This window comes from Pseudomonas sp. S3_B11, from assembly GCF_054667715.1.
In genome coordinates this window covers 598,696-615,897 of sequence record NZ_CP162749.1, presented here as the reverse complement: position 1 = coordinate 615,897, position 17,202 = coordinate 598,696, and the positions used below count along the sequence as shown (strand labels likewise).

The 17,202-nt window shown below is 61.9% G+C and carries 14 protein-coding genes and 1 tRNA gene; 12 read left to right on the top strand and 3 right to left on the bottom strand.

All coding sequences use genetic code 11. The features are described from left to right. Positions 1-108 precede the first annotated feature (108 nt). The 7 genes from AB4O22_RS02800 to AB4O22_RS02770 all read left to right on the top strand — a co-directional run bounded on the left by AB4O22_RS02800 (position 109) and on the right by AB4O22_RS02770 (position 9,117). Entirely contained in the window at positions 109-1,617 is a 1,509-nt protein-coding gene (locus tag AB4O22_RS02800; protein ID WP_013694106.1) for a sigma-54-dependent transcriptional regulator, read from the top strand. A gap of 335 nt (positions 1,618-1,952) precedes the next feature. Then, on the top strand, positions 1,953-2,336 hold the full coding sequence (gene gcvH, locus AB4O22_RS02795; RefSeq protein WP_003205000.1) for a glycine cleavage system protein GcvH: 384 nt from the start codon (positions 1,953-1,955) through the stop codon (positions 2,334-2,336). A 10-nt stretch (positions 2,337-2,346) separates the two neighbouring features. After that, the gene (gene gcvP, locus AB4O22_RS02790; RefSeq protein ID WP_460095846.1) at positions 2,347-5,196 is read left to right on the top strand and encodes an aminomethyl-transferring glycine dehydrogenase; all 2,850 of its coding nucleotides are present in this window, start codon (positions 2,347-2,349) and stop codon (positions 5,194-5,196) included. Positions 5,197-5,385: 189 nt separating this feature from the next. Then, the gene (locus AB4O22_RS02785; protein ID WP_003205004.1) at positions 5,386-6,762 is read left to right on the top strand and encodes an L-serine ammonia-lyase; all 1,377 of its coding nucleotides are present in this window, start codon (positions 5,386-5,388) and stop codon (positions 6,760-6,762) included. A 39-nt stretch (positions 6,763-6,801) separates the two neighbouring features. After that, positions 6,802-7,926 carry a glycine cleavage system aminomethyltransferase GcvT gene (gene gcvT, locus AB4O22_RS02780; protein WP_013694108.1) on the top strand — a complete coding sequence of 375 codons (1,125 nt, stop codon included), beginning with the start codon at positions 6,802-6,804 and terminating at the stop codon, positions 7,924-7,926. A gap of 394 nt (positions 7,927-8,320) precedes the next feature. Then, on the top strand, positions 8,321-8,533 hold the full coding sequence (locus AB4O22_RS02775; RefSeq protein ID WP_003175786.1) for a cold-shock protein: 213 nt from the start codon (positions 8,321-8,323) through the stop codon (positions 8,531-8,533). A 95-nt stretch (positions 8,534-8,628) separates the two neighbouring features. Further along, positions 8,629-9,117, top strand: coding sequence for an RDD family protein (locus AB4O22_RS02770; RefSeq protein ID WP_003205008.1), 489 nt, complete (start codon positions 8,629-8,631; stop codon positions 9,115-9,117). A 139-nt stretch (positions 9,118-9,256) separates the two neighbouring features. Here AB4O22_RS02770 and nadA read toward each other — a convergent pair whose 3' ends face one another. Beyond that, positions 9,257-10,315, bottom strand: coding sequence for a quinolinate synthase NadA (nadA, locus tag AB4O22_RS02765; protein WP_003205010.1), 1,059 nt, complete (start codon positions 10,313-10,315; stop codon positions 9,257-9,259). A gap of 316 nt (positions 10,316-10,631) precedes the next feature. Between nadA and AB4O22_RS02760 the strand changes: the two genes are divergently transcribed. The 5 genes from AB4O22_RS02760 (at position 10,632) to AB4O22_RS02740 (ending at position 16,156) form a co-directional block, all read left to right on the top strand. Next, on the top strand, positions 10,632-12,449 hold the full coding sequence (locus AB4O22_RS02760; RefSeq protein ID WP_460095845.1) for a copper resistance system multicopper oxidase: 1,818 nt from the start codon (positions 10,632-10,634) through the stop codon (positions 12,447-12,449). Between the two features lie 10 nt (positions 12,450-12,459). Further along, a complete protein-coding gene (locus AB4O22_RS02755; protein ID WP_460095843.1) occupies positions 12,460-13,380 on the top strand; it encodes a copper resistance protein B in 921 nt (306 codons plus the stop codon). Between the two features lie 53 nt (positions 13,381-13,433). Next, positions 13,434-13,820 carry a copper homeostasis periplasmic binding protein CopC gene (gene copC / locus AB4O22_RS02750; protein WP_003205017.1) on the top strand — a complete coding sequence of 129 codons (387 nt, stop codon included), beginning with the start codon at positions 13,434-13,436 and terminating at the stop codon, positions 13,818-13,820. Between the two features lie 4 nt (positions 13,821-13,824). Further along, positions 13,825-14,736 carry a copper homeostasis membrane protein CopD gene (gene copD, locus AB4O22_RS02745; protein ID WP_223472709.1) on the top strand — a complete coding sequence of 304 codons (912 nt, stop codon included), beginning with the start codon at positions 13,825-13,827 and terminating at the stop codon, positions 14,734-14,736. Between the two features lie 232 nt (positions 14,737-14,968). Next, complete coding sequence (locus AB4O22_RS02740) at positions 14,969-16,156, top strand: cyanate transporter (protein WP_223472710.1); 1,188 nt, start codon at positions 14,969-14,971, stop codon at positions 16,154-16,156. 5 nt (positions 16,157-16,161) lie between these two features. On the opposite strand, the gene AB4O22_RS02735 is transcribed toward AB4O22_RS02740, so the two are convergent. Both AB4O22_RS02735 and AB4O22_RS02730 read right to left on the bottom strand, forming a co-directional pair. Next, a complete protein-coding gene (locus AB4O22_RS02735) occupies positions 16,162-16,845 on the bottom strand; it encodes a hypothetical protein (RefSeq protein ID WP_003205022.1) in 684 nt (227 codons plus the stop codon). A 244-nt stretch (positions 16,846-17,089) separates the two neighbouring features. Next, a tRNA-Lys gene (locus AB4O22_RS02730) sits at positions 17,090-17,165 on the bottom strand. Positions 17,166-17,202: the final 37 nt, after the last annotated feature.

Genomic DNA, 17,202 nt, shown 5'->3' with positions numbered 1-17,202 from the left:
GCTCCCACAAGGGATCTCTGTACGGCCTCAAGCTTTGCGCCAGGATTTCACCATTAGCCCGCCCCAAGGCATACTTGCGGCCCTCCGAGTTCCAGAATCCATCGCCCCATGCGTATCCACGTCAGTTTTATCGACCGCGTCGGCATCACCCAGGAAGTCCTGGCCTTGCTCGGTGGGCGCAATCTCAATCTGGATGCGGTGGAGATGGTGCCGCCCAACGTCTACATCGACGCCCCGACCCTCAGCCCGCAAGTGCTCGACGAGTTGCGCGAGGCGCTGTTCAGCGTGCGCGGCGTGCAGGCGGTCACCGTGGTGGACATCCTGCCGGGCCAGCGTCGGCACTTGCAGCTCGATGCCTTGCTCGCGGCCATGACCGACCCGGTACTGGCCCTGGACAGTGCCGGCAAGGTGTTGCTGGCCAATCCGGCGCTGATTGCCCTGTACGGTCGTGAACCGGCCGGGGAAAGCGTGGCCGAGCTGTTCGGTGACGAGGCCTTGCTGGACGCCTTGCTGGAGAACGGTTTTCGCTTGCCGCTGCGGGAAATCACCCTCAACGGCCAGACCTTGCTGCTGGACGCCACCCCCATCACCGACGCCGGCGCGCTGCTGACGCTGTACCAGCCGAACCGCATCGGCGAGCGCCTGTCGGCCCTGCATCACGATCACGCCGAAGGTTTCGACGCGCTGCTGGGCGAATCCCCGGCGATCCGCACCCTCAAAGCCCGGGCCCAGCGGGTCGCGGCGCTGGATGCACCGCTGCTGATCCAGGGCGAAACCGGCACCGGCAAGGAACTGGTGGCCCGGGCTTGCCACGCCATCAGCGCCCGTCATGGCGCACCGTTCCTGGCCCTGAACTGCGCGGCATTGCCGGAGAACCTGGCGGAAAGCGAACTGTTCGGCTATGCCCCCGGCGCCTTCACCGGGGCGCAACGGGGCGGCAAACCAGGGCTGATGGAGCTGGCGAACCAGGGCACGGTATTCCTCGATGAAATCGGCGAGATGTCGCCGTACCTGCAAGCCAAGCTGCTGCGCTTCCTGAACGATGGCAGCTTCCGCCGGGTGGGCGGCGACCGGGAAATCAAGGTCAACGTGCGGATCCTCAGCGCCACCCACCGCAACCTGGAGAAAATGGTCAGCGAGGGCTCGTTCCGCGAAGATCTGTTCTATCGCCTGAACGTGCTCAATGTCGAAGTCCCGCCGCTGCGGGAACGCGGCCAGGACATCCTGCTGCTGGCGCGTTACTTCATGCAGCAGGCCTGCGCGCAGATCCAGCGCCCGGTCTGCCGCCTGGCGCCCGGCACTTACCCGGCCCTGCTGGGCAACCGCTGGCCGGGCAACGTGCGGCAATTGCAGAACGTGATCTTCCGCGCCGCCGCCATTTGCGAAAGCAGCCTGGTGGATATCGGCGACCTGGACATCGCCGGCACCTCCGTGGCGCGTCAGGGCGATGTGGAAGTCGAAAGCCTGGAACAGGCCGTGGAAAGCTTCGAGAAGCACCTGCTCGAAAGCCTCTACGTCAACTACCCCTCCACCCGCCAGCTCGCCAACCGCCTGCAAACTTCCCACACCGCGATTGCCCATCGGTTGCGTAAATACGGGATTTCCGGGAAACCATAAGCTCGCTCCCACAAGGGTTCTGTGTTGTGGTCGAAATCGCGTCAAAAACGACCTCCACCTGTACTGAAAGCGCTACAGTGGAACGATATCGCTACACTCATCGCTAAGCAGCGCTGCGCAAGGCTTTGATCCCACAACGATTTTATCCAGCCTCCCAGCTGTAGCGATTTCGCTACAGCGAAGTCGAGCCAAGCTTCGAAAAAACCAGTCAAGCGGTTGATATATAAGCACTTATTAATATTGGCCGCATTCTTGCTATGGGTATTAGCATTCGGCCGGGCCAAGCCCCGCGCCTTCTTCGCGTCCACCAGACGAATCTGGCCCCAGGAGTTTCCATGAGCGAGTTGCGTTTCACTGAAGATCACGAATGGCTGCGCACCGAAGCCGACGGCAGCGTTACTGTCGGTATTACTGCGTTTGCCCAGAACGCCTTGGGCGATGTGGTCTATGTTCAGTTACCGGAACTGCAAAGCTATGACAAGGGTGCCGAAGCCTCCACCGTGGAATCGGTGAAAGCGGCCAGCGGTGTCTACATGCCACTGGACGGTGAAGTGCTCGAAGTGAACCCGGCCCTGGAAAGCAATCCGGAACTGGTCAACGAAGATCCCCTGGGCGATGGCTGGTTTTTCCGTTTCAAGCCAGTCAACGCCGCTGCCGTTGGCCAACTGCTGGATCAGGACGCTTACGACCGCCTGATCAAAGCCAACGCCGAAGCCTGAGGAGCGCCACATGACCGTTAATCTCGGCACTGCCAACGAATTCATCGCCCGCCACATCGGCCCGCGTGCCAGCGACGAGCAAGCCATGCTCGAGCGCCTGGGCTACGACTCCCTTGAAGCCCTGAGCGCCAGCGTCATCCCGGAAAGCATCAAGGGCACCAGCGTGCTGGACATGGGCGACGGCCAGAGCGAAGCCGATGCACTGGCCTCGATCAAGGCCATCGCCGCCAAGAACCAACTGTTCAAGACCTACATCGGCCAGGGCTACTACAACTGCCATACGCCGTCACCGATCCTGCGCAATCTGCTGGAAAACCCGGCCTGGTACACCGCCTACACCCCGTACCAGCCAGAAATATCCCAGGGCCGTCTCGAAGCGCTGTTGAACTTCCAGACCTTGATCAGCGACCTTACCGGCCTGCCGATCGCCAACGCCTCCTTGCTCGACGAAGCCACCGCCGCCGCCGAAGCCATGACCTTCTGCAAGCGCCTGAGCAAGAACAAGGGCAGCAACGCGTTCTTCGCCTCCGTACACAGCCACCCGCAAACCCTCGACGTGCTGCGCACCCGTGCCGAGCCCCTGGGCATCGACGTGGTGGTCGGCGATGAGCGCGAACTGAGCGACGTCAGCGGTTTCTTCGGCGCGCTGCTGCAGTACCCAGCCAGCAACGGTGACCTGTTCGACTACCGCGAACTGACCGAACGCTTCCACGCTGCCAACGCCTTGGTGGCCGTGGCTGCGGACCTGCTGGCCCTGACCCTGTTGACCCCGCCAGGTGAATTCGGCGCCGACGTGGCCATCGGCAGCGCCCAGCGCTTCGGTGTGCCGCTGGGCTTCGGTGGCCCGCACGCGGCGTATTTCTCCACCAAGGACGCCTTCAAGCGCGACATGCCGGGTCGTCTGGTTGGCGTTTCCGTGGACCGTTTCGGCAAGCCGGCCCTGCGCCTGGCGATGCAGACCCGCGAGCAACACATCCGCCGCGAGAAAGCCACGAGCAACATCTGCACCGCCCAGGTACTGCTGGCCAACATCGCCAGCATGTACGCCGTGTACCACGGTCCCAAGGGCCTGGTGCAAATTGCCAATCGCATCCATCACCTGACCGCGATCCTCGCCAAGGGCCTGGGCGCGCTAGGGCTGAGCGTCGAGCAAGAGAGCTTCTTCGACACCCTGACCTTGCGCACCGGCGCGCAAACCGCTGCCCTGCACGACAAGGCCCGCGCACAGCGCATCAACCTGCGTGTGGTGGACGCTGAACGCTTGGGCCTGTCCCTGGACGAGACCACCAGCCAGGCTGACGTTGAAGCACTGTGGAAGCTGTTGGCCGACGGCAAGGCACTGCCGGACTTCGCGGCACTGGCCGCCAGCGTGCAAAGCCGTATCCCGGCCGAGCTGGTGCGCCAATCGGCGATCCTCAGCCACCCAGTGTTCAACCGCTACCACTCCGAAACCGAGCTGATGCGCTACCTGCGCAAGCTCGCCGACAAGGACCTGGCCCTGGATCGCACCATGATCCCGCTGGGTTCCTGCACCATGAAACTCAACGCCGCCAGCGAAATGATCCCGGTGACCTGGGCCGAGTTCGGCGCCCTGCACCCATTCGCCCCGGCCGAGCAGAGCGCTGGCTACCAGCAACTGACCGACGAGCTGGAGGCCATGCTCTGCGCCGCCACCGGCTATGACGCAGTGTCGCTGCAACCCAACGCCGGTTCCCAGGGCGAATACGCTGGCCTGCTGGCGATCCGTGCCTATCACCAGAGCCGTGGCGAAGACCGTCGCGACATTTGCCTGATCCCGTCCTCGGCCCACGGCACCAACCCGGCCACCGCCCACATGGCCGGCATGCGCGTGGTCGTGACCGCCTGCGATGCCCGCGGCAACGTCGACATCGAAGACCTGCGGGCCAAGGCCATCGAGCACCGCGAACACCTCGCCGCATTGATGATCACCTACCCGTCCACTCACGGTGTGTTCGAAGAAGGCATCCGCGAAATCTGCGGCATCATTCATGACAACGGCGGCCAGGTGTACATCGACGGCGCCAACATGAACGCCATGGTCGGCCTCTGCGCCCCAGGCAAGTTCGGCGGCGACGTGTCGCACCTGAACCTGCACAAGACCTTCTGCATTCCCCACGGCGGTGGCGGCCCGGGCGTCGGCCCGATTGGCGTCAAGTCGCACCTGGCACCGTTCCTGCCGGGCCACGCCAACATGGAACGCAAGGAAGGCGCGGTGTGCGCGGCGCCATTCGGCAGCGCGAGCATCCTGCCGATCACCTGGATGTATATCCGCATGATGGGCGGCGCCGGCCTCAAGCGCGCCTCGCAACTGGCGATCCTCAACGCCAACTACATCGCCCGTCGCCTGGAAGAGCACTACCCGGTGCTCTACTCCGGCAGTAACGGTCTGGTGGCCCATGAATGCATCCTCGACCTGCGTCCACTCAAGGACAGCAGCGGCATCAGCGTCGATGACGTGGCCAAGCGCCTGATCGACTTCGGTTTCCACGCGCCGACCATGTCGTTCCCGGTGGCCGGCACGTTGATGATCGAGCCGACCGAAAGCGAATCCAAGGAAGAACTGGACCGCTTCTGCGACGCCATGATCTGCATCCGCGAAGAAATTCGCGCGGTGGAAAACGGCAGCCTGGACAAAGACGACAACCCACTGAAAAACGCCCCGCACACCGCGGCGGAAATCGTCGGTGAGTGGACCCACCCTTACAGCCGCGAACAGGCGGTGTACCCGGTGGCGTCGTTGATCGAAGGCAAGTACTGGCCGCCCGTGGGCCGGGTCGACAACGTGTTCGGCGACCGCAACCTGGTCTGCGCCTGCCCGTCGATCGAAAGCTACGCTTGACCTGAACGGAGGGCGATCTACCAGCCCTCCGAATCCCCTGTGGGAGCGAGCCTGCTCGCGATAGCGGCGTAACAGCCAATAGAGATGTTGCCTGACACTCCGCTATCGCGAGCAGGCTCGCTCCCACAAGGATCCATGTCAGACCTTAAACCACCGTCGATCCTCATAAAAAGAAACCGGAGAAACACCATGTCGTTAAGCGTGTTCGACCTGTTCAAGATCGGTATCGGCCCTTCCAGCTCCCATACCGTCGGCCCGATGCGTGCCGCTGCCCGTTTCGCCGAGGGGCTGCGTCGCGATGACTTGCTCAATTGCACCACCAGCGTCAAGGTCGAGCTCTACGGCTCGCTCGGCGCCACGGGCAAGGGCCACGGCAGCGACAAGGCCGTGCTGCTGGGCCTGGAAGGCGAGCATCCCGACACCGTGGACACCGAAACCGTCGACGCCCGCCTGCAAGCGATCCGCAGCAGCGGTCGCCTGAACCTGCTCGGCGAACACTCCATCGAATTCAATGAAAAGCTGCACCTGGCAATGATCCGCAAGCCGCTGGCCTTCCACCCCAACGGCATGATCTTCCGCGCCTTTGATGCCGCCGGGCTGCAAGTGCGCAGCCGCGAGTACTACTCGGTCGGCGGCGGCTTTGTCGTCGATGAAGACGCGGCCGGCGCCGACCGCATCGTCGAAGATGCTACGCCCCTGACCTTCCCGTTCAAGAGTGCCAAGGACCTGCTGGGTCATTGCAGCACCTATGGCCTGTCCATCAGCCAGGTAATGCTGACCAACGAAAGCGCCTGGCGCCCCGAAGCCGAGACCCGTGCCGGCCTGCTGAAAATCTGGCAGGTGATGCAGGATTGCGTGGCCGCCGGCTGTCGCAACGAAGGGATTCTGCCAGGCGGGCTGAAGGTCAAGCGCCGGGCCGCGGCGTTGCACCGCCAGCTGTGCAAGAACCCGGAAGCCGCACTGCGCGACCCACTGTCAGTACTGGACTGGGTCAACTTGTATGCCTTGGCGGTCAACGAAGAAAACGCCTATGGCGGGCGCGTCGTCACCGCGCCCACCAACGGGGCGGCGGGGATCATCCCGGCCGTGCTGCATTACTACATGCGCTTTATCCCCGGGGCCAGCGAGGATGGCGTGGTGCGTTTCCTGCTGACCGCCGCCGCCATCGGCATCCTGTACAAGGAAAACGCCTCCATCTCCGGCGCTGAAGTCGGTTGCCAGGGTGAAGTGGGCGTGGCCTGTTCCATGGCCGCCGGCGCCCTCTGCGAAGTGCTCGGCGGCAGCGTGCAGCAAGTGGAAAACGCCGCCGAGATCGGCATGGAACACAACCTCGGCCTGACCTGTGACCCGATCGGCGGCCTGGTGCAGGTGCCGTGCATCGAACGCAACGCCATGGGCTCGGTGAAGGCCATCAACGCGGTACGCATGGCCATGCGCGGCGACGGGCATCACTTCGTCTCCCTCGACAAAGTCATCCGCACCATGCGCCAGACCGGCGCCGACATGAAAAGCAAATACAAGGAGACCGCCCGCGGCGGTCTGGCGGTCAACATCATCGAATGCTGATGCGCTTGCCTCACTTCCACATTTTTTCCAGGAGCTGATATGTCCACCGAACAACTGCTGAAGACCCCGCTGCACGCGCTGCACCTCGAACTCGGTGCCCGCATGGTGCCGTTCGCCGGCTACGACATGCCGGTGCAGTACCCTCTGGGGGTGATGAAGGAACACCAGCACACCCGTGATCAGGCCGGGCTGTTCGACGTGTCCCACATGGGCCAGATCCGCCTGACCGGCGCAGGCGCCGCCAAGGCCCTGGAAACCCTGGTGCCGGTGGACATCATCGACCTGCCGGTGGGCATGCAGCGCTACGCCATGTTCACCAACGAGAACGGCGGCATCCTTGACGACCTGATGGTCGCCAACCTGGGCAATGACGAACTGTTCCTGGTGGTCAACGCGGCCTGCAAGGACCAGGACCTGGCTCACCTGCGGGCCCACATTGGTGCGCAGTGCAGCATCGAGCCACTGTTCGAAGCCCGTGCCCTGCTCGCCCTGCAAGGCCCGGCTGCCGTCACCGTGCTCGCACGCCTGGCGCCGGACGTGGCGAAGATGACCTTCATGCAGTTCCAGCGCGTCACGCTGCTGGGCGTGGACTGCTTTGTCAGCCGTTCGGGCTACACCGGTGAAGACGGTTTCGAAATCTCGGTACCCGCCGCCGATGCGGAAAAACTGGCCCGCGCCCTGCTGGCCGAGCCGGAAGTCGCGGCCATCGGCCTCGGTGCCCGTGACTCCCTGCGCCTGGAAGCCGGCCTGTGCCTCTATGGCCACGACATGAACACCGAGACCACGCCGATCGAAGCCAGCCTGTTGTGGGCGATTTCCAAAGTACGTCGTGCCGACGGCGCTCGCGCTGGCGGTTTCCCCGGCGCTGAAACCGTGTTCGCCCAACAACAGGGCGGCGTGAAGCGCAAACGCGTCGGCCTGCTGCCCCAGGAACGCACACCGGTGCGCGAAGGCGCAGAGATCGTCAACGAAGCGGGCGAGATTATCGGGACGGTGTGCAGCGGTGGTTTCGGCCCGACCCTGGGCGGTCCGTTGGCGATGGGTTACCTGGACAGCGCCTATGTCGCACTGGATACGCCAGTTTGGGCCATCGTGCGTGGGAAAAAGGTGCCTTTACTTGTAAGCAAAATGCCATTCGTCCCACAACGCTACTACCGCGGTTGATTGACTGTTTCTATAAGTAACGCGATTGCGTTATACGTGCACTAATGTGTAACGCAACCGCCATAAAAAGGTGCATATCCTTAGACATTCAATGGCGCTTATAACGGTCGTTAACAATTGAACTAGCCTATCGAATAAGCCCCGCCCGGCGATGTATGTAAATGCCTGCAAGCTGAGCAAATACGGGCTTCCCCGGGGGGTTGTTTTTTCATTCGTAGTTGGCGTAGAGTTTGGTCACTGTGTTTGCATGGGTCGCTTGGAATCGTGACCTGGGCAGTAGCTTATGAAGTTCGCTACATCCCGTTCGACGTCTCTTACTTTCCTGCAACCCAGCCCAGTACTCTTTCATGCGAAAGAGGCTGTCATCAATTTTAGCGTCAAAGGAAATAAGAAAATGTCTCAACGTCAGAGCGGTACCGTCAAGTGGTTCAACGACGAGAAGGGTTTTGGTTTTATCACGCCTGAAAGCGGTCCGGACCTGTTCGTGCATTTCCGCGCCATCCAGGGCAACGGCTTCAAGAGCCTGAAAGAAGGCCAGAAAGTCACTTTCGTTGCTGTGCAAGGCCAGAAAGGCATGCAGGCTGACGAGGTTCAAGCAGAAGCCTAAGGCTTTCGCACAATAAAAAAGCCCCTGATTGATATCAGGGGCTTTTTTATGGGCGTAAATCCGTAAAATGGCTTCTTTTTTCAACTGAGGCCGTCATGTCGAAACACCTGCTCACTCCCCAGGGCGACTTTCCTCCCGCCGGCCTGGGCCGTCGCCTGGCAGCGATGTTTTATGACTTCTTGCTGTGCACGGCGCTGCTGATCGTCACCAGCGGTGCCTACAAAATGATCCAGATGGCGATCATCGGCGAAGAAAAAATGCGCGCCCTGACCGAAGCCGGCGCACTGGACGGTGACCCGCTGCTGTCCACCGTACTGCTGTTCGTGCTGTTCGGCTTCTTCGCCAAGTTCTGGACCCACAACGGCCAGACCCTGGGCATGCAGGTGTGGTGCATCCGTGTACAGAACGCCGATGGCACGGCCATCAGCCTGTGGCAGGCGCTGTTGCGGTTCGTGGTAGCGATTGCGTCATTGCTGCTGGTGGGGCTGGGCTTCATCTGGGCGCTGTTCGACAAGCGCAAGCGCAGTTGGCATGACATCTACTCGGATACGCAGCTGGTGCGGATTCCCAAGAAAACCAAATAACTTCGTTCATCCTTGATCGTTCCCACGCTCTGCGTGGGAACGCCTCTGCGGACGCTCCGCGTTCGGCTTTTGGGACGCGGAGCATCCCTGGCTACATTCCCACGCAGAGCGTGGGAACGATCAAGCCTCTCGCCTTCAATCAGGCATTGCCCGCCAGCTTCATCCGCGCCGCCTGGGTGAAGTCCAGCATGCGCTTGAGCGGGCGAATCGCTTGGGGGATCAGCGCCGGGTCGACGAAGATCTCGTTGGCGCCCTCCTGCAAGCTCTTGAGCGTGCGCTCCAGGGTATTCATCGCCATCCATGGGCAGTGTGCACAACTGCGGCACGCCGCGCCGTTGCCGGCGGTAGGGGCTTCGATGAAGACCTTGTCCGGGCACAGCTGCTGCATCTTGTAGAAAATGCCCCGGTCGGTGGCGACGATCAGCGTCTTGTTCGGCAGGGTCTGGGCCGCGGCGATCAATTGGCTGGTGGAGCCCACGGCATCCGCCAGTTCGATCACCGACGTCGGCGACTCCGGGTGCACCAGGATCGCGGCGTCCGGGTACAGCGCCTTCATGTCCTCCAACTGCTTGGACTTGAACTCTTCGTGGACGATGCAGGCACCGTCCCAGAGCAGCATGTCGGCGCCGGTCTTGCGCTGGATGTAAGTGCCCAGGTGCTTGTCCGGGCCCCAGATGATCGTCTCGCCGTTGTCCATCAGGCTCTCGACGATTTCCAGCGCGCAACTGGACGTCACCACCCAGTCGGCCCGGGCCTTCACTGCCGCCGAAGTGTTGGCATACACCACCACGGTGCGCTCCGGATGCTGGTCGCAGAACGCTGAGAATTCGTCCACCGGGCAGCCCAGGTCCAGGGAGCAGGTGGCTTCCAGGGTGGGCATCAACACACGTTTTTCGGGGTTGAGGATCTTGGCGGTCTCGCCCATGAACTTGACCCCCGCTACCACCACGGTCTTGGCCGGGTGGGCATTGCCGAAGCGGGCCATTTCCAGGGAGTCGGACACGCAACCACCGGTCTCTTCGGCCAGGGCCTGGATGATCGGGTCGCAGTAGAAGTGCGCGACCAGCACCGCGTCCTGAGCCTTGAGCTCGGCGGCGATGGCGGCGCGGTACCAGGCCTCTTGCTCGGCGGTCAGCGGCTTGGGCTGCTTGGCGTCGAGGTGGGCCTGGACCAGAAGGCGTTCGGAAATTTGCGTCATGTTCGCAAGACCTGCAAGCGCGTTTAGCGCGAAAGTCGAGTATACACCCGGCTCCGGACCACTCGGGTACCGCCGGGAAAGTGGGTATCAATCAGGCACGGGACAGCGTGAAGCCGGCAAGGCTACAGAATATCCCGTCGATGCAAAAGATCATTCTGACCTGTGCCCGACCCTGGAAGCGGACGCGCGCCCCAGCAAGAGCAAGCTGACCGAAATGTAATCACCTGCCCGGCCGGCTTATGTCATCTTCTTTTCAAAGCGACACCGGGGGATTGCCCCCGTGTTCGCTGCGAATCGACTGACGGACTTCCATCGTATGCAAACAAAAACTTCCCGGCGAACCTTCGTAAAGGGCCTGACTGCCGGCGGCATCCTCGGCGGCCTGGGCTTGTGGCGCGCGCCTGTCTGGGCGGTCACCGGCCCGGGCCAGCCCAACGTCCTGAGCGGCACCGAGTTCGATCTGTTCATCGGCGAAAGCCCGGTCAATTTCACCGGCAAGCCACGCACCGCCCAGACCATCAACGGTGGCATCCCCGGCCCGCTGCTGCGCTGGCGTGAAGGCGACACCGTGACCCTGCGGGTGCGCAATCGCTTGAAGGACACCACGTCCATCCACTGGCACGGCATCCTGCTGCCAGCCAACATGGACGGCGTTCCGGGGTTGAGTTTCAAGGGCATCGAACCCGACGGCATGTACGTGTATCAGTTCAAGGTCCGGCAAAACGGCACCTACTGGTACCACAGCCATTCCGGCTTCCAGGAACAATCCGGGGTCTACGGCCCGCTGGTGATCGACGCCCGGGAACCGGAGCCCTTCCAGTACGAACGGGACTATGTGGTGATGCTCACCGACTGGACCGATGAGGACCCCGGCAACATCCTTCGCAAGCTCAAGAAACAGTCGGACTACTACAACTACAACAAACGCACCGTCGGCGACTTCATTGACGATGTGGGCAAGAACGGCTGGGCCAGTACCGTGGCCGACCGCAAGATGTGGGCCGAGATGAAGATGAATCCCACTGACCTGGCCGATGTCAGTGGCGCCACCTACACCTATCTCATGAACGGCCAGGCGCCGGACATGAACTGGACCGGCCTGTTCAAGCCTGGCGAACGTCTTCGCCTGCGCTTTATCAACGGCTCGGCCATGAGCTATTTCGACGTGCGTATTCCCGGCTTGAAGATGACGGTGGTGGCGTCCGACGGCCAATACGTCAAACCGGTGAGCGTCGATGAGTTCCGGATCGCCGTGGCCGAAACCTATGACGTCATTGTCGAACCAACCCAGGAGGCCTACACCCTGTTCGCCCAGTCCATGGACCGCACCGGCTATGCCCGCGGCACCCTCGCGGCCAGGGCCGGGTTGTCGGCACCGGTGCCGCCCCTGGACCCGCGGCCATTGGTGACCATGGACGACATGGGCATGGGTGGCATGGACCACGGCAGCATGGGCGACATGGGGCAGATGAGTGGCATGGACCACGGCTCGATGCAGGGCATGGCCGGGATGGACGACAGCCAGATGCAAGGTATGGATCATAGCCAGATGCAGGGCATGGGCGACATGGCCGGGATGGATCACGGTGCCATGCAGGGCATGGACGGCATGCTGTCGCATCCCGACACCGAGAAAGACAATCCCCTGGTGGACATGCAGGCCATGAGCGTCAAGCCCAAGCTCGACGACCCCGGCATGGGGCTGCGCAACAACGGCCGCAAAGTGCTGACCTACTCGGACCTGCGCAGCACCTTCCCCGACCCTGACGGCCGCGAGCCGGGCCGTACGATCGAGCTGCACCTGACCGGGCACATGGAGAAATTCGCCTGGTCGTTCAATGGCGTGAAATTTTCCGACGCCGCGCCGCTGCTGCTCAAGTACGGCGAGCGACTGCGCATCGTGCTGATCAACGACACCATGATGACCCACCCCATCCACCTGCACGGCATGTGGAGCGACCTGGAGGACGAGAGCGGCCAGTTCATGGTGCGCAAGCACACCATCGACGTGCCACCGGGTGCCAAGCGCAGCTACCGCGTCACCGCCGATGCCCTCGGGCGCTGGGCGTACCACTGTCATCTGCTGTTTCACATGGAGATGGGGATGTTCCGTGAAGTTCGGGTGCAGGAATGAGGAGCCGACCATGACCACTGTTTTTCACTACCCCATGGCACTCATTGCCAGCCTGACCCTCGGCGCCACCACCTCGGCCTGGGCGGCGGGCAACGACATGCAAGGCATGGATCACAGCCAGATGCCCGGGATGGACCATAGCCAGATGCAAGGTATGGATTCGATGCAAGGCATGGACTCGATGCAGGGCATGGAACCCATGCAATCAGCGCCGACCACCAGTCGCACGCCGATCCCGGAACTGACCGCCGCCGACCGCGCCGCCGTCTACGAGGATCATGGCGGACACGCGATGCATGACAGCGCCATCAATTCGTTTTTCCTCATCGACCAGCTGGAGTGGCAAGACGCCGATGACGGCAGCGCCCTGAGCTGGGATGCCTCCGGCTGGATCGGTGGCGACATCGACCGTTTGTGGCTGCGCTCCGAAGGTGAACGCCTCAACGGCAAGACCGAAGAGGCGGAACTTCAGGCCCTGTGGGGCCACGCCATCAGTCCTTGGTGGGACGTGGTGGCCGGCGTACGCCAGGACTTCAAGCCGGGCGATCCACAAACCTGGGCCGCCTTCGGCGTGCAAGGCATGGCGCTGTACAACTTCGAAGCCGAGGCCACCGCGTTCATCGGCGAAGGTGGCCAGAGCGCGGCGCGGCTGGAAGGCGACTACGACATCTTGCTGACCAATCGGTTGATCCTGCAGCCCACCGCCGGGGTCAACTTCTATGGCAAGAACGATCCTGCCCGCGGCGTCGGATCAGGGCTGTCGGACACCGAACTCGGCGTACGGTTGCGTTATGAAATACGCCGCGAATTCGCACCCTACATTGGCGTCACCTGGAATCGGGTCTACGGCAACACCGCCGATTACGCCCGTGAAGAAGGCGAAGACCGCAGCGAAGCCCGCCTGGTGTTGGGCGTGCGCATGTGGTTCTGAGCCACTGACCTGTTTCACTCAAAACTAAAAAACCAAGCTGTAGGAGTCCTTGCATGTCATTCATCAAAACCGCTGTTGTTGCTGTCGCCTTGTCCACCGGCCTGTTGGTCAGTGGCCTGGCCCAGGCCCACCCGAAACTGCTGTCCTCTACCCCTGCCGAAGGCGCCGAAGGTGCGGCACCGGCAAAGATCGAGCTGCATTTTTCCGAAAACCTGATGACCAAGTTTTCCGGTGCCAAGCTGATGATGACCGAGATGCCCGGCATGGCGGCGCATTCGCCCATGCCTATGCCAGCCAAGGTCTCCGGCAGCGATGACCCGAAAACCATGGTCATTGTCCCGAATGGTCCCCTCACCGCCGGCACCTATCAGGTCCAATGGCGCGCGGTGTCGTCCGACACTCACCCGATCACCGGTAACGTCACGTTCAAGGTGAAGTGAGTTGATGAGCGACTCGATCAACATTGCGCTGCGCTTTGCCCTGTACCTGGATTTGATGTTGTTGTTCGGCCTGGCCGCGTTCGGGCTCTATAGCCTGCGAGGCCAGGAACGGGTGTCAGGCGCGCAACTGCCTTTCACACCGCTGTTAGTGACCACGGCGGTGCTGGGCGGGTTGCTCTCCCTCGCCGCCATGGCGTGCATGGCCTGGGCCATGAGCGGCGTTGCAGACTGGGCCGAGCTGTGGCCGCACATTGAAATGATGGTGTTGGAGACCGACGTCGGCTCGAGTTGGACACTGCGGATGGCGGCGCTGCTGCTGGCCGTTGTCGCCGTGACGCTCAATAAACGTTGGCCGACTGCCAGCCTGGGCCTGGTCACGCTAGGCGGGGCCGTGGCCTTGGCGACGCTGGCCTGGGCAGGACACGGCGCCATGGACGAAGGCGCACGCCGCAACTGGCACTTCATCACCGACTTCCTGCACCTCTGGGCAGCGGGTGGCTGGGTCGGGGCCTTGGCCGCGTTTGCCCTGCTGCTTCGCCAGGCCGAACCGCAGTTGGCGGTACTGGCTCGGACATTGATCGGGTTTGAAACCGCCGGGGCGGTGATCGTGGTGCTCATCACCGTGACAGGGGTGGTCAATTATCTGTTCATCGTCGGCCCAAGCGTCGAAGGACTACTGGACAGCACCTATGGTCAGTTGCTGGCGCTCAAACTCGTCTTGTTCGCGGCCATGCTGGTGTTCGCCGCGCTGAACCGCTTTCACCTGAGCCCATTGCTGGAGCAGGCCCGACACACCGGCGAGCACAGGGTCGCGGTGACAGCCCTGCGGCGCAGCATGGTCCTGGAGTTCGCTGTGGCGGTGGCCATCCTTGGGTTGGTGGCATGGCTGGGGACACTGAGCCCGATGCCGGATTAAACCTTCCCCTCTGTGGGAGCGAGCTTGCTCGCGATAGCGGTGGGTCAGCTCGTACTGATGTGCAGGTATTGCCGCCATCGCGAGCAAGCTCGCTCCCACAAGGGATGGGCATTGGGCTCTCGGACAAGCTCCGTAGCGCTATCGAACTTTTAAATACCTCTGTCCAATTTTCAATTTGCCCACAACGTCCGGAGCCAGCCTAAATGCCCCTTTGCCCAGCAAAGGCGGCTCCATGGAAAATATTCGAACCTCAAGCACCCACGCCATCTGGCTGATGGTCAGCATCGTCTTGGTGGCGCTGAACCTGCGGCCCTCGATGGCAGCGGTCGGGCCGTTGTTGTCAGCTATTCGCGGCGAGGTGCCCTTGAGTTTCAGTACCGCCTCGCTGCTGACCATGTTGCCTGTCATGGCGATGGGCCTGGCGATGTTCTTGGGCATGCGCATCGCCCTGCGCATCGGTGAACACCGCACCATCGTGCTGTCGCTGTTGATCATTGGCATCGCCACGGCCTCGCGCTTGTACCTGGACAGCGCCGCCGGGTTGATCGCCAGTGCGATCGTGGCCGGGCTCGGGATCGCCTTGATCCAGGCTGTGATGCCGGCACTGATCAAGTCGCGCTTCGCCGACAACGTCTCGCTGTTCATGGGCTTGTACGTGACCTCCATCATGGGTGGGGCGGCGATTGCCGCATCGTTTTCACCCTTTGTCCTGACCCAGACCGGCAGTTGGCGCGTCGGCCTGGCAATCTGGGCATTGTTGGCGCTGGTCGCCCTGGGCTGCTGGTATGCCCAGCGCTCGAACATCACGCCCTTGCCCGACGCAGCGTCCCGGCATCACGAAGCGTTTTCCAGCAACGCCCGGGCCTGGCTCCTGGCGATTTTCTTTGGCCTGGGCACCGCCTCCTACACCTGCGTGCTGGCCTGGCTGGCACCGTACTACGTGGAAAAGGGCTGGAGCGAACAGCACGCTGGCCTGTTGCTGGGGTTCCTCACGGCAATGGAAGTGTTATCCGGCCTGGTCACTCCGGCGATTGCCAACCGCAGCCGGGATAAACGCCTGGTCCTGGCCGTCCTGCTGGCCCTGATCATCGGCGGCTTCTGCGGCCTGATCCTCAGCCCGGAACGCTTCAGCCTGCTCTGGGCCTGCCTGCTGGGGCTGGGGATCGGCGGCCTGTTCCCCATGAGCCTGATCGTCTCCCTCGACCACCTGGACAACCCACGCCGGGCCGGCGGCCTTACCGCGTTCGTGCAGGGTGTCGGCTATCTCATCGCCGGCCTCTCGCCATTGATTGCCGGGATGATCCGCGACCAATTGGGGAGTTTTGAGTGGGCCTGGTGGTCGCTCACGGCGGTCATGGTGTTGATGATGGTGATGGTATTGCGGTTTGACCCAAAGGGTTATGGGCGACATATCCGCTAACGCTACTACTTTGTCCCGGTGAAAAAACGACTGCTGTACTCTTCCAAGGCTCGGATTTTCTCCTCGGTATCGGTCGAGAAGCGCAGTTGCAAGGGATCTTCGTCAACAACGGAAGTCGCCGCCGTGTAGGACAGCAGGTAACTGGCAAGGCCACTCTTCCAGGCAAGGATGCCGATCGCCTTGGTCAGCTCGTTCAGGTTCAGCGGCAGCGCATCTTCAATGGTGAATAAACCGATACCGTAATTGGGGTCGAACAACACCAGCTTGTCCCCGCCTCGGATGATGTAGCCAATATGGTTGGTCAGCCATTTGGAGTTTTTCAAGTAGGACGCATAACCCAGCACTGGAAACCATCCCGACAAGCTCAGGAGGACTTTACAGCCTCGCGCTTCAAACTTGGACTTATGCAGGTCACCGCAGACGTCACGGGTTTGCTGGTATCGGCCCAGGACGGCCTGCAGCGTTTCGGCCGTGTTGAGGTTGGAATTGATCTTCAGCAACGCCGCCTTGGCTTTTACAAAAGCGACATGCTCGACCCAATGCCCAAAATCGGGTTGCCCTTCCACATCATAGGAGCCGACGGCAATGCCGACCGTGGCGGTTACCCCGGCACACCATCCGCCCTTGATATCAGCCTTGATATCCTTGCCCTGATCGAATGGAGCAAACTGGGTAATTCGCAGCTTCATGTCGAATCCTCCTTGATCGAACCTCTCGCGTTTTATAACGAGGTGCACGCTGCGCTTGAACAAGGAGCGGGCTTCAACAGTCTAGGAGTTGAGGCCGGCTTTTCCAGGTTAATGGCGTAATCTCCCAAGGACTGGCGCCACACCAGTCAGATTCGGGACTTGTCCGGCCACTTTCTCGCAGGCAAAAAAAAATCCGGAAATCCTCACTTTCGTGGGCCTTCCAGACTTTTAAAACTGCAAAAAATGGTGGGTCGTGTGGGATTCGAACCTACGACCAATTGGTTAAAAGCCAACTGCTCTACCAACTGAGCTAACGACCCGCTGTGTGGTGGCGCGTATAATACTGATTTCTAAGGA